The 14,263-nt window shown below is 63.8% G+C and carries 7 protein-coding genes; 2 read left to right on the top strand and 5 right to left on the bottom strand.

Annotated elements, in window-relative coordinates:
* Positions 1-3: 3 nt before the first annotated feature.
* Together BLS74_RS04880 and mcrC are read left to right on the top strand one after the other, a co-directional pair.
* Positions 4-2,220 carry an McrB family protein gene (locus BLS74_RS04880; RefSeq protein ID WP_093103417.1) on the top strand — a complete coding sequence of 739 codons (2,217 nt, stop codon included), beginning with the start codon at positions 4-6 and terminating at the stop codon, positions 2,218-2,220.
* Between the two features lie 5 nt (positions 2,221-2,225).
* A complete protein-coding gene (gene mcrC, locus BLS74_RS04875) occupies positions 2,226-3,347 on the top strand; it encodes a 5-methylcytosine-specific restriction endonuclease system specificity protein McrC (protein ID WP_244503757.1) in 1,122 nt (373 codons plus the stop codon).
* 333 nt (positions 3,348-3,680) lie between these two features.
* Here the strand turns inward: mcrC and BLS74_RS34755 are convergent, their stop codons facing one another.
* From BLS74_RS34755 to BLS74_RS04855, 5 genes are all read right to left on the bottom strand, one after another.
* The gene (locus BLS74_RS34755; protein ID WP_212733626.1) at positions 3,681-4,088 is read right to left on the bottom strand and encodes a hypothetical protein; all 408 of its coding nucleotides are present in this window, start codon (positions 4,086-4,088) and stop codon (positions 3,681-3,683) included.
* A 17-nt stretch (positions 4,089-4,105) separates the two neighbouring features.
* Positions 4,106-6,781, bottom strand: coding sequence for a Tn3 family transposase (locus tag BLS74_RS04865; protein ID WP_280142608.1), 2,676 nt, complete (start codon positions 6,779-6,781; stop codon positions 4,106-4,108).
* Positions 6,750-7,061: a DUF4158 domain-containing protein gene (locus BLS74_RS35515; RefSeq protein WP_280142607.1), complete on the bottom strand. Its 312-nt coding sequence runs from the start codon at positions 7,059-7,061 to the stop codon at positions 6,750-6,752. The genes BLS74_RS04865 and BLS74_RS35515 overlap by 32 nt, the downstream gene beginning before the upstream one ends.
* A gap of 139 nt (positions 7,062-7,200) precedes the next feature.
* A complete protein-coding gene (locus BLS74_RS04860; protein ID WP_093103413.1) occupies positions 7,201-13,245 on the bottom strand; it encodes a CHAT domain-containing protein in 6,045 nt (2,014 codons plus the stop codon).
* A gap of 54 nt (positions 13,246-13,299) precedes the next feature.
* A complete protein-coding gene (locus BLS74_RS04855; protein WP_093103411.1) occupies positions 13,300-14,142 on the bottom strand; it encodes a caspase family protein in 843 nt (280 codons plus the stop codon).
* Positions 14,143-14,263 lie beyond the last annotated feature (121 nt).

Below are 14,263 nucleotides of genomic sequence, written 5' to 3'. Positions count from 1 at the left end.
GCAATGAGTGAGCAAACGAACAATAGCGCATCGAATTCAACGTGGTTTGTCGGTGCAGCCTTTGGCGGGACCAATGATCAGATGCCGAGATTCCTTTCAGAGGGGATTTGGGAGAACGGCTATGAGGACAGGCACCTCGACATGGTGCGATCAATGCGGCCGGGAGATCGGATTGCTATCAAGTCGGCGTACACACGCAAACACGGGCTGCCCTTCGACAATCGCGGGCAAACAGTATCCGTGATGGCGATCAAGGCTGTCGGCAGGATCACTGAAAACCTCAACGACGGAAAACGAGTGAAGGTGGACTGGACCAAGGTCGCACCGGTACGGGAGTGGTACTTCAACACTCACCGGGGAACAATCTGGCGTGTGCTGCCCGGTGACTGGATGAACGATGCGTTGATCGCATTCGCCTTCGATGGCAAACCGCAGGACGTGGATCGTTTTCGAAACGAGCCGTTCTGGCGGGAGCGTTTCGGGACTACGTCGCCAGAAAGGCAGCGCTTTCAGTGGACGGACTTCTACGAGGCTGTGGCCGAGAAACTTCTCACCTTCGCGGACAACCGAACCCCGCTCATCGAGGGCATTCACCAGATTGCCTCGCGTGTTCAGGGCCTGGGCTACTTGCAGGACAAGTTTCCAGACGGCACCAGCGGCCCGCTGCGAGACATCTGCCCATTCACCGCGATGGGGACCTTCAACCGATCCATGACCGACGCAAACCGCAAGATCATCGCAGGTGAACTCGCCAAGTTCCTGGGTGTGACGGTCCCTGTGCCGCCCTCATTCGAAGGCATTCCTGTTCTCAACAACCAGCGATCCTGGTTCTTTGCATACGCCGACAAGCGTGGTGCGGGCGATATCGACGCCTTATGGAAGGTGTTCGTGGCGGCGAACCGCATCGAAGACGAGCAACCGGGCACTCGGGATGCCTTCATTCAGTCCTACGACGAGGCCACCCAAGTGTGGGGGGTCGCGTGGAATCTGTCGACAGGTCTCTACTGGATGCACCCGTGGGAGTTTCTAACCCTCGATAGCCAGTCGCGCCACTACATCAACAAGCGCCTCGGGCTGAGTGTTGCCACTGGTCAGCAGGATCCCTGTGACGCCCGTAGTTACTTGAAGCTGCTTGACGATCTGCGGTCGCGCTTCGGTGAGGACGGATACCCGGTTCATAGCTTCCCTGACCTATCGCTTTCGTCTTGGATGTACAAGGACCCGATTGACGAACCCGCACCAGCCGGTGCTGTTGGGGGAGAGGTTGCTGAGGATCAAGCAACGGAGGGCGAGGTGCGTGAGGCCTTTCAGGTCGCTGCGCCGATCGTTCCGTACTCGGTCGACGACATTCTCAAGGACGGATGTTTCCTCGAACGTGACGAGATTGACCGGCTGCTCGACCGCCTTCGTACAAAGAAGAATCTGATCCTGCAGGGGCCACCTGGCACCGGCAAGACGTGGCTGGCGAAGCGGCTGGCGTTCGCGCTCATGGGGCAGAAGGACGAAAGCAAAGTCCGCGCAGTGCAATTTCACCCAAATCTGTCCTACGAGGACTTCGTTAGGGGATGGCGGCCGACCGGCGAAGGCAAGTTGTCTTTGGCCGACGGCGTCTTCATGGAAGCGATCAAGGCCGCGTCGAAGGACCCATCGTCGAAGTTTGTCGTGGTGATTGAGGAGATCAACCGCGGAAACCCGGCGCAGATTTTCGGCGAACTGTTGACGCTGCTGGAGGCCGGAAAACGCACGCCCAACGAGGCACTGGAGCTGTGCTACCCAGATGCAGATGGCGAGCGCCGTCCGGTCCACATACCGGAGAACCTCTACGTTGTGGGCACGATGAACATCGCTGACCGATCGCTGGCCCTTGTCGACCTAGCGCTGCGCCGTCGCTTCGCCTTCGTGAGTTTAGAACCGCGGTTGGGCTCCGCTTGGCGTGATTGGGTGGTCAAAGAGTGTGCTGTCGATTCAAGCCTGGTGAAGGACATCGAGCACCGGATCGCCGAGCTCAATGACCAGATCGCTGCCGACGCCCGCTTGGGAAAGCAGTTCCGGATTGGCCACAGCTACGTAACGCCCGCCCACAGGCTGGAGGTGGGGGACACGAGGAAGTGGTTCCAGCAGGTGGTCGACACGGAGATCGGGCCTCTGCTCGATGAGTATTGGTTTGATGCTCCTGATGCAGCACAGAAGAGCTGCGCACGGTTGATTAAGGACTGGTAGTCGTTGTGGGCGCGGACCAACTCGAGAACGCGTTAACAGGCGTAGAGGGCTACATCGGACGTATTCCGGTGCGCAACCTGTGGTTGCTGATGCTATATGCCTCGGACCTGTTCCGTACTGGGGGCATCGGCAATGTCGACCTGGAGGAAAGCCCTGACGACCTGCCTGATCTAGTCGCTGAGATTCTGGCCCACGCAGTTGAAGTCAGGCAGCGCCGTCAGCTCAGTCTTGGCTACCGATCTCAGAACGCTATTCTCAATCGCGTGCGGGGTCGGATTGATGTCCTGAGCACGGAACGGCAGCGACTGCTGGACCGTGGCCTCGTGGCCTGTCGGTTTGACGAGTTGACGATCGACACTCCGCGCAATCGTTTCGTCCGTGCGGCGCTGGAATCCATCTCCAGGATCGTGCGCAGGAAAGACGTGGCCCATCGCTGCCGGTCACTTGCGAGTGGCATGAAAGCCATGGGAGTCTCCGGCAAAGTTCCCACTCGAGCTCAGATGAGCACCGATCGATTTGGCCGCAACGACGCGCACGACAGATTCATGGTTGCTGCGGCGCAGCTGGCGGTTGATCTTGCCTTGCCAACCGAGACGACGGGGATGAACGTGTTGACTCTGCCGGACCGTGAGGTCACTTGGGTCCGCCGACTGTTCGAGAAGGCCGTAGGGGGCTTCTATGACGTGGTGCTGCAACCGCAGGGATGGCGTGTTAGGTGCGGCGGAACGCTCGGTTGGCAGATTGAGCACAAGACGTCAGGAATTGACAAGATCTTGCCAACGATGCGAACCGACGTGGTGCTGGACCACGCGCCGTCCGGTCGGCGAATCGTCATTGACACCAAGTTCACGTCGATCGTCACAAGCGGCTGGTATCGAGACGAAACACTGCGCAGCGGCTACGTTTACCAGATCTACGCCTACTTGCGTTCTCAGGTTGGGAACGGCGATCCGCTTGCGGATTGCGCCAGTGGCTTGCTGCTTCACCCTTCCGTCGGTGACGCCGTTGATGAGACGGTGGTCATCCAGGAGCACGGCATCCGATTTGCGACGGTGGATCTGACAGCGCCGCCCGGAGAGATTCGATCGCAACTACTGCGCCTGTGCGAACCTGCGCTTGTGGCATAGAGCAGGCCTCGGCGATCTTGCAGTCACGGCGCGTAACAGAAGGGGATGTCGAGATACCGGGCTCACTGACCTATTTGACCGCGTCGAACGAAAGCTCGAGACCTTTGTCGCCAAGGGGCAGAACGCTCATCGAATACGATAGCAGTTCGACAACAGAGCCGGGATTCGCATTTAGCGTCCTCGTGGCATGTCAGGCTCATCGAGATCCAGGTCAATCAAATCGGTTTCCGGAACCGACCGTGTTCCGAAGGGACCTCGATTTCAGTGTCAGACATGCCGACCCACTGTGAGCGTCCAGCCGTTCCACCTTGACCGGAGGTCCGGGATCCTCGGTCAATCCGACGGCGGTTGAGTTCCGACGAGGGCAATGCACTCCACGAGGTTGAGAACGGCGAGGAGCAGGAACTTCTCGGCATCATTGCGAACACTCAGCAGGTCGTGCTCGCCCAGGTAGCCATAGGCGAACGCGAGCAAGTAGCGCTCAGAGTGTTCGTTGCAGAACTGCTCCACGACTTGGTCAGCCAGCCCAGGCGGCAGTCCTTCGTTGAACCGCAGCCGTGCCGCCAATCGTTGCAAGCAGGGGTAATCGTATTTTTTTGACAGATTGACACGGTCGCCCCGAAAAACGTCAATCACGACAAGCACTTGCAAAATTGCCTGTCGGAGCAGGGGAGTGCGACGGGTGCAGATTGACACGGTCACCGACTCGGCGCCGGCCCAGGCGTACGTGTGATCTCGCACGGCTCGGGCTCAGGTGATCAGAGTGCCGCTGTGCCCGAGCGACGCTCGACCAGCAACGGCCCATACTTCTCGAGGTTGAACCGGTACGTCCCGCGGAAGTTGATGTGCGAGAAGTGTGCGGGTCCGATCCGGCGAAGCCAGTCGTCCTCCATCGGCAAGCCGGAGGCTCTGAGACGGGAAACGACGCTGTCCATGCGGCTGGTGTTCCAGGCAAGCACGATGTTCGTGAGCAGGGCGTGTGCCCCGGAGATGGCCACCATCTCTTGTCTGCGCCGTCCCCGGTCCTGCGCTATCTGCCCGCCGTGGATTGCACGTTGGAGTTGATGCACCGATTCGCCGCGGCTGAGTAGCGCGAGGAGTTCACGTCGAAAGTCGTTGATCGTCATGTAGTCGCACAGGAACAGCGTTCGCAGCAGCCCTCCCAGGTGATCAGCCGCACGGTGCAATGGATCGCCGACGGCGGCCGATCCAAGGCGATGGATGGCGTGCACCGCGGACACCTTACCAGCGCGAATGGAGGCCACCAGTCGCACAAGATCATCCCAGCCGCGCTCGATGGACTTGAGAGACACTCGGCGGACGGTGGCCCTCTCCAAGCTTTCCGGCACCGACCATCCCCTGGGAACGAACAGCTTGCGCTCTCTCAGGGCCTTCAGTCGCGGACACAGGTCAAACCCCAGGAGCTTTGCAAGGGCGAGGGCCACGCTGGTCATGCCATGGGTGTCCACGGCCAGGAGAGAGATGCGAATGCGATCCTCGCTGCGATTGTGTTGCTCGACGCCTTCGACGGCGGCACCCGCCTGTCGTTCGTTCAGCACGATTGGCTGGTCGTAGAAGAGCCCCCAGCGGTCCCGGATGTGGGTGTACAGGCCGGCGGCATAGGTGCGTCGCCTCGGATCTACCCTGGCCGTCCACAAGTGCCGGCTCGCATCCATGGCCATCATGTCTGCCGACCCTTTGGTGCCGTCTCCCCACAAGGCGGCGATCGGCAGCGAGTTCTGGTATTCCGAGACCCGTTCGTTGGCCCGCCGCAGGCGGCCACTGAATTCGATGGTGCGCATGGCCGCGGCAATATGCGCTGGATCCAGTCCAGGAATCATCGATCCCACCCCGGTGGCGTCGTTGTCGCTCCCATGGGCAAGCAGCGCACCATAGACTGCCATCAGTTCTTGGCCAGACTCGGGGCGACGGGCCAGCAGCGCCTCGCTGAAGTGCGTCGCCGCGTCGACCTCCATCAGCAGGTCGGGCAATTGCACATGCCCAATGTGCTTGAAGACGGCCTCTCTGGTCTTGCGAGGTTCGATCTCCTCGTCCAGCGCATTGATCGCCTGCAAATGCACCAGACCCTTGGTGTCGATGTTCACCTTCCCGCGCTCGACCGCTTCGGCAAGCGCGTACACCCCGACCGACATCGTGGCCAGAATCGGCGCCAGGAACTCGCTGGCCTGCGCTGGCAGCCCAAGGATCTGGTAATGCTGTTCCTTGAACCTCGTCCATTCCGCGTCGGCGAGCAGCATGGATTGGCTGGAGCGGTGACCGATCGAATGATTTACCCATACGCTGCCGCGCCGCAAGCTCTTGCGCAGGGCCATCATCGTGCTGGCCTCGAACGCGCGATAGCGGGACCGAGGATCCAAATCGGTGACGATCGCGCTCCATGCAAGCCCTACCGATGGACGCTTGAAGTCCGCCGGAATCTCCCGGCCGCCGATCGCCTGAAGCTTCATCCACGCCTGCCATTGCTCGTATGCCAGGTCACCAGGTCTTCCGGCGAAGTCGATGGCTTGAAGTCCTGCCAAGTGCGCGTGAACGCGGCGGCTGTCCTCAGCAAGAGCTCGACGAACCTGCGAGGCGAATGAGGTGGCCCCTGCGTCGCCGATGCCGTCGAGGAGGCTTCGAGCTTCGAGCACACGTTCGCGCCACGACTTCGTCTCGTCACGAAGCACGGCCCTCGCTCTGACGGCCTGCTCCAGCGTGGCGCTGTTGTTTCGGGCGCGACTCCTGAAGACACGCTCCGCAGCATGCCGGAACAGTTCCTGGCTGCGCCGCGAAGCCTGCAGCAGCGCGATGTCAGTCAACTCCATCAACGTGGCGTGCAGAAAGCAGACAACCTCGACGATCTGGCGTCGCTGTTCGATGCGAGCGGTCATCGATGGCCGGCGCATCTGGACGTGCGCCGCATAGGCCTGCTGTTTGCTCAGGGCGATGGAATCCAACGCCCAGTTGTGCACGCCCAAGGCCTTGAGAGCGCGGATTTTCTCCAGGGTCTGCTCGGTCGTGCTCGGGGCTTGGCGCTGAGGCGGTGTCTTGAGCCACTCCAGATGACTGCCTGAGGCCGCAGGGGAGGGTGCATAGGCCCAGTCGATGGCTTGGCGCAGCGCCGCCCTCCCAATTGCCGCCTCGATCGTTGCGGCCATTGCTGCCTCCGTGGCGTCGAACGCCTTTCGGGCCCAGTCGGCAATTCGGCGTGAGCCCGGGATGATGATTCGCCTGCCGTACCGCCAGATGCGCGCGGTTCGTATCAGGTCGTCAGGGTGGGCGGCCTCGAGGGCAGCGACCGCGAGAACCTGGTCGATCTTCTGCAGTTGGACCTCATCCAAGTCGCCCAGGCCAAGATACGTGCGGGCCCAGGCCTGGTGCTCGTACAACGTCTGGCGACGTTCATAGAGTGATCGCAGACTGGCGATGCTCACGCTGGGCGACCGCTTCGCATACTGAACGCAGCAGGACTTTCGGTACCGTGGCAAATCGGTCCATGGGGCGGCCGCTCGCCCGCAGAAAGAGCAACTGGATGGCTGCAGCGACGCGGCGGTCGTCGCGGAACCGTTCGCAGACCGCGGAGATGTCGTCCTTGCTCAGGCTGAAGAACTGTTGGACATCGAGCTCGGACATCCTGGAGGGAAGGGTTTCCGCGCCAATGAAGCGCTGGGCGAACGACACGGCATGATCCTCCACAGGGATGCGGCCCGCCAATCTACTCCTTAGGCGCGCGTTGTGGCTGCGGCTTCCGGTCACTCCGTCGAAAGCGTGCGCGCGTCGGCGACAACTACGACCGTGTCAATTTGTCAAAAAAATACGATTACCCCTTATTGCTCAACCCGACTATGTCGAGTTACGTGCTCGCAGTTGCCGCCAAAGGTTTCGTTTCCTTGGGTCGGTCGTCGCGTACGTCGCGCCCAGGCCGCAACTGACCGGCAACATCGAGCAGGGCGCCGGCCATGCGCTGGTATGACTCGCCTTTGCCCAGCCGGAAGCGCGCGTCGAACAGCGTCGCGAGCATGTCCATCTGCGCGACCGCGGCGTCGATGTGCCGCGCCCTTGGGCCCAAGTTGTCGAGCGCGGCGCGATAAGCGTCCAGCACCTCGTCGAGCGCCTCCTTACCCGCGTCGCCGGGCTGGCCGAGCTGGCCATCGCGCAGCCGCTCGACCAGCAGCGACTCGGGATTCACTACGACGTCCCAGGGGTCGCCGTCGGCGGTCAGGGCGCGAGACGCGGCCGCACCGCACTGCCGCGCCAGCGCCACGGCTGCGGATGTTTCTGCTGCGTCATCCCAGCCATCTCCCGCCACGCGCAACGCAAGCCCGTTCAGCACGCAGTAGGGCCGGAAGCCTTCGGCGCCGGGCGTCCCCTGCGCCCGCGCCAAGCCGTCTACGCCGGCCTTCACGGACCTGTCCATCTCGTCGGCCCATGCCCTGCGCAGGGCCTCGTCCGCGTCGACGCGCAACAACTGCAGCGCGATCGCCGTGGCCTTTGTTTTGTAGGCATTGCCGAGCGTGGCGAAGCGTTCGGCATTCACCGCAGAAGCCGCGCCCGCCTGTGCGTCGCCGGCGCCGGCGCCATCGGAGATGAGAAGGTCGAGCGACTCCAGCCGGTCGATGCCTCGCTGGATCAGCGCATGGCCCTCGTTCAGATCCGTCTGGTCGAACCCCTTGCGGTTGCCCTGGTCCGCGCGAATGCGCTGCACCGCCTTCTCAACTTTGCTCGCGCCGAGCTCGACCTCAACTGCCGCCAGCTGCTCGATGTCGCGTATCGGCACGCGGCCCAACACGTCCACAGCTCGCACGGCGATCCGCAGCGCCTGGTAGGCCTCGTCGAGGCAGCCCAGGTCGCGCCATGAGGCGCCCAGGGCGGACTGCAGCGCTGGCAGCCGCAGCCAAGCCGGAGGACAGCGCTTGTCGCGGGCATCCTCGATGGCCTTCACGAAGGCTTGTCGACGGCTGTCGGGCTGGCCGTTGGGACGGCGCGAGGCCTCGACGCGCGTCCGCGCCAGTTCGTCGAGCATTTCATCCAGCGAGACGAAGGGCTCGCCGTCCCTGGATACGCCGCCGCCGTCCGCCTCAGGTTCGGCCATCCACAGCGGGTCGCCGTAGGCCTGAAAGGCGCCCCAGGTGACGTTGCCGGAGCGCTCCGCCCACAGCGCCTGGCGCGCGTCGAACACAGCGGTGCCAAAGGGCCGGCGCGATTGCAGCAGCGACTTGTAGAACACCTCGCCGAACATTTGAGCCAGCTTATCGTCTACCGCCCAGCCCGCCACTAGAACGCAGCGTACGCCGATGTCGATCAGCTCGCGTGCCACACTCGCGGCGAGCTTATTGCCATCGCGCACCGTCACCTCGGGTAGGTGCGTGGCATCAATTTTCCCGAGGTGGCAGCAGTTGAGAAACACTAGCTCGGGCACAGACTCCATCGCCGCGATCTCGGCCGCAGTTATCAGCAGCCCGCCCGAGAGCACTACGCCGCTGCGACGCAGCCCGTCGACGTGGGCCAGGTCGAACACGCCGTGAGCCGACACGTGCAGGATGCGGTACGGCTTGCGGTAGAGCTTGGACAGCACGTCGGTCGCCAGGTTGTCTGCGCCAATGGCGCGGCTCATCTCGTATCCCATGCTCGCGAGGAGCGTCGCGATCGCGTTTGCCTCTTCCTCCGCGGCACCGAGTGCAGGCGGGTCCTTGCGCCGCGGTTCTGCCGGATCGGGAAAGGCCTTGGCAAAACCTTCGACCGAGGGATTGCCGACCACGTAGGCGTTGCGCGCGACGCTCTGCCGCACGTCACGCCGGAACGCCGACGACGAGAGCTGCCGCACCACAGGCGTGCATACTGCCAGCGGCAGCAGCGGCCCGTCACCCTGCGCAGCGGGCGTGAAGAGCGGGTCGGTAAGCATCAGCTCCCAGGGCAAGTTCGCGGTGGCGCTGTCGACCACCAATACCACGCGTTGCAATTGCCGCGCAGCGTCCTTGAAGTCGGGCGGCACGATCAGCTGGAACAACATGCGGCCGAAGTCCTGGTTCCAGCTGGTCTGCGTGATTTGCTGCCGAACCAGTGTTTCGATCAGGCTAGGCTGACGCTGCTGCACAACCGTTTCTGCGCGCGCGCGCTGGCCGACGTACAGAAAGCGCAGGCGGTTGGCCAAGCCGCTTCTCCGTTGAGGCTGTCCAGTGCAGCCCGGCGGGCATTCGGCATTGGGGTCTTCGGCGTCGGTGACGATCAGTCGGGGCCAGGTGCTCGTCCCGCGGTTGTCAAAGAGCCGCTGGCGCACGCCGATGCCCTGGATCAGCTCGCTGCCACAGGTGAGCAGCGTGTCCTTGCTAGCGGCCATGGTCAGGAGCCGCGGCGCGAGCTGGCGCAGCTCGTAGACCGCCGTGATGGCAGTGTCGAGGTACAGCTCGACCAGGTCGAGCTGCGCTATGCGCACGGCGAGGCCGGTGGTGCGCCGGAACTTCTCGTTGGCATCGACCACCCCGCGCACGATGGCCTCGACCGATGCCGCGATACTGAGGCTTGCCGAAGAGTTGTAGCCGAGCAGTAGGGTGGCAAGCGACACCTCCCGATCTTCGCGGCCCATCACGTCGACGACCTGCAGCAGGAAGCGCATCACGCCGGCGCGCACCGCAAGCATCAGCGCGTCCTGGGTCAGGTTGCCTTCATAGCGCCCGAGGCCGGTGACCACAGCGCCGGTAAGAACGCCGCGCCGGCGGTCTAGCGCACTCGGGGCGCGCAGCACCACGGCGGCGGTGCCGAGCGGCCCGGCGTAGAGGTCGAGCGCCTTGCGCTGCGCAAGCTGGCCGTCCATGAGCTCGGTGTCTACCAGCGCCTCGGTGCCGGCAATCGAGTCGTTCTCATAGTGGCCGACCATGATTGGGCATGCTAGGAAGCGAAGGTCCATCGCCTTGAGGTTGACCTGCAACCGCACCTTGGCGCGCGGAGTGATGCCGCTGCCGGGCGTGCCGCCGGTGAAGGCCGCGGCCAGATCGACGGCGTCGCTGGCGCTCGGCGGACCAGGGTCGTAGCTGGTGGGGCGCTCGGCGCCGCCATCGCGCGTCTTGGGCGGGTTGCGGTCGAGCGCATTGGTGGCGCCATTCAGCAGAAGTTCGGTCAGCGCAGCGAAGCTGCCCGCAGTGGACAGCAGGTCTCCGTGCACCACCGGCAGGTAGTAGAAGCTACCGATGCCGCCGATGCGCCCTGAGTCCCAAGTGACGGTGCCGTCGCCGCGCGTCGTGGCTACCATGCGCAGGCGCGGCTTGTCACCGCGCTTCTCGAGGCGCACGCCGCAGGGCGTCGCGGGCGCGACGCCGAAGATGTAAATCGACTTGTCGCGATAAGCGTCGGGCAGGGCCGGCGTGACGCTGTCGGGCAGCGGCGGCGATGCGGCAGCGCGGGCCTTCGCGTCCTCGGACCACAACCAGCTCGCCTCCTTGAGGGCCATGGCATCCGGCAGGGCGCAGATCTTGTCGCCGAACCAGAGGTCGGTATTGACGGCCTGCAGGTCAATCCAGGTCTTCGGCTCGCCGTAGGCGTGCGTCTCGCCGCCATCGTCCTGGCCTTCGAAGGTGTCGACGAAGCCCGGCCGCGGCAGCAGCTGCAATGCACCGCGAAAGCCGGCCACCACGTCCAACACGCTCTGCAAGCCGTTCGTGACGTCGAGCCGCGCCAGCGTGCGCAGCGCGCCACCCTTGCCGAGCATGTTCTCAACCATCGAATGCGCCCCCTGGTGCGGCGTGCCGCACATCACGAGCCGCGCGCCTTCGCGCCCCATTAGCCGGTCCATTACGTCGCGCCGGCGGTAGATGCAGGAGCGCACCACCAGTCCGCCCATGCTATGCGCGAGCAGGCGCACGGGCCTTTCGGTGTCCTTGAGCAGCCCGTCGAGCATTTCGCCCAGGCGCTCGCCGAGCACGTCCAGCGGCTGGCGCCAGTCGTAGGGGAAGGGCACCACCCGGTGCGTCTCGGCCAGGCGCTCGCAGATGGCGCCATAGGTCATTCCGAAGAGATCGCCGGTCGTGACCTGTGGCGCACCGAAGGCGATCTTCTTCACGCCGCCATTGACAAGCGCCAGAGGGTTCAACCACACGAGTGCATCGTCCGCGCGCAGACAGGTGCCCATCACGCCCGGCAGCACGACGACAACCGGCCGGGCTGCCAGCGCAGCCGCCGCCGCCGCATCGCGCGATTTGCCGAAGCCCGCAGCGTCTAGCGTGGTGAAGCGCGACGGCAGTTCGCGAAAGGCCTCGATAGCCTTCGGCTCGTCGGCGAGCAGCCAGTCCCGCATGGCGCTGCGCGTGTCGAGGTTGCCGAAGTAGTTGAAGTGCGACACGTCCGCCGCGCGATCGAACAGCACCCGTGCGCTGGTCTTGGTGGCAATGCCCGCGAGCATCGCGGCGGTGTTGACGACCAGGTCGTTGTCCGTGTTCTCAAACAGCAGGAAGTCGGTGAGCATCACGCCCATGCGCATCAGGAGGTTGCCGCCCTGAATGTCGCCGGCGATCAGTGCCATGGCGATGCCCGGCTGCACTGCACCGTCGCGCAGCAGCGCGGCCATTGGCGAATCGGGCAGCATTGCCTCGATGCCGGGCACCAGATGCGGGTTGGTGCGGTTGCGGGCGATCTCAATTACCACGCGCTTGAATGCCGAATAGAGTGGGTTGCCAAAGAAGTACGGCACGTGGCCTATAAGCGTGAGCAGGCCCGAGAGAAAAACGTCGAAGTTGCCGCTAGCGAGCTTGGTGCCTTGGGCGGGGCTGGCGACCCGGACATAGCTCTGAATCTCCGGTGCCTTGTCGCGCAAGGCCTGGAAGAGCTTCCTCAGTTGTTCGCGATGCTCGGCATGCGCTTCGTCGAGTTCTGTGCGCACGTTGATCTGCGCGTCCTGCGGATCGCCCGCGTCCTTGAAGGCGAAGCCGTAGGTGTCAATGTGCTGGTCGATGTCGCGCAGGCACAGCAAATCACCGACCAGTCCGCCACGCGAATGCGTGACGAGGCTCACCAGTGCGCCCTTCGGAAGTGCGTCGACGAGCTGCAATGCGTTCTCGATCGGGCTTTCGGACAGCGTGTAGTGCTCCAGGCCGTATATGCCGCCCGGAAAGCGGCTCTCCAGCCTCGTCCACAGACCGCGGTCGTTGCGCTGCAGGTCGCCGAAGCTGCCGAGGGTGCTTGAGCCGGTGCCGTGTATGAAGATCAGTGCACGCCTGGGCTTGCCGTCTTCGCCAAGCATCTTGCTGCCTATGCCGCCGGGCGCTACAGCAGTAGCTGCGAGTTCGTTCTCGTTGCCCCAGGGGTAGAGGCCGGGTTTGCGCGGCAACCGGTTCTCGACCGCCCACATCAGCGCCTTGGTGCCGAGCCAGCTCACGCCGAGCGCGGCCGCGCCTGTCGCGTCCGCCTTGAGCTTTTTTTTGCTAAGAAGCTCGGCGAGCTTGGTTTCAGCTTCCTTGATCAGCTTGTCGCCGCTGACGTTCACTGCCAGTGCCACCACCCGCGTCACGAGAGAGCCCGCCGCACCGCCGAGAATGCTGCGCTGCTGCAAGGCACCTTCGACATTCATTCGGTCGAACAGGATATGCCCCGCGTCGTCTACCAGGTCGGGCCGGTTTCTCTGCAGCGCGGCCTTCATTCGCGAGGGACTGGTGATGAGCGTGCCCCCGTCCGCCAGCTCGATCACCAGCACTTCGTCATCGGCGGCTTCGAGCTGCTCAGCCGTGGTCGCGGTTGAGCCGCGCGTGCTGGCGCTCACGTCGATAGCGGTTTTGGCCTTCAGCAACTCGGGCGGCAAGTAGGCATCTGGCCCACGACCGTCCACACTGCGCGTTGACGAGCGCATCAGCGAGGGCACCTCGGGCTTCTCGCTTTTGCGCCCGGTGATCTTCAGCACGATCGGGTCCGACATAGTGTCCTCGTCGTCGTTGTTCTGGTAGTCCGCGCGGCTTTCATGTGGGGGGCCTTAGGTGAAGATCGCGCGGCCCGTCGAAGTCTCCGTACCCTGGATCCGCGGCGTCTGTGGATAGCGCGTGGACGGCAGCGAGTCCTTCAATGCCCTATGCCAGTCGGCATAGGTCGCACCTGACCTCAAGGTGCGCAGTGCCTTCAGCGCGTAGAACGTGAAAGCGCCGTTCGGGCGGTCCATGAAGGTGGCGTCGTAGCTGAAGTGATCTTCGCCTTCCTCGCAGCCCGCCATCAGCACGTCGCCCGCGTCGTCCTGCGGCGCATCGGTAAACGGCGTCGATGCGACGTGCGCGGAACCGTGCGGCGCCGTCGCGCCGCGTGGCCCGCCTTTGGCGAAGTGCTCGGGCGACATCCAGTTTTCCATTGGCATGAAGCGCGGGGCCCGGCCAGCTTCCACGTCGCCGCTGCGCGGGATCGCGCGGCTCACAGTGCCCGAGTGGCAGCTGTCCGAGATCAGCACGATGTGCACGCCGTCCTTGCGGGCCTTGAAGAGCGCGTGGATCTCGTCGTCGATCAGCGCCGCGTCGATGGCGCGGATATCGTGGGGACAGAGCGCCTCGTCTAGGTCGTCTTCCTCGTCGCCGTCGATGTCGTACTGGTAGGTGCCGTGGCCCGAGAAGGTGATCACCACCACGTCGCTGCGCACCGCCGCGCCGATCACCTTTCTGAAGCCGTCAACCATGCCCGCCTTGGTGGCCTGCGCATCGATGAGCTTCGTGACCTCGAAGCCGCGCGAAGCGAGCTCGGTGGCCCAGTCGTTGGCGTCGTTGACGCAGCCGGCCAGATCCATGTCGGTGCCGGGATAGTTGTTGATGCCGATGCACAAGGCGAGTTTGGCCATGGGGACCTCCAGGCGTTGTTGAACCGTGGTGGCGCGCAAGGTGAGTTGTGCACCTCCGACGATCGGTATTGGACGCTTCTACGCCGGGCGCTTCGTCCACCAAACGAGGTATTGCGCGCGT

Source organism: Variovorax sp. CF079 (genome assembly GCF_900101545.1).
Classification (GTDB): Bacteria; Pseudomonadota; Gammaproteobacteria; order Burkholderiales; family Burkholderiaceae_C; genus Variovorax.
The sequence above is the reverse complement of the archived record's forward strand: the minus strand, read 5'-3'. Positions and strand labels throughout refer to the sequence as shown.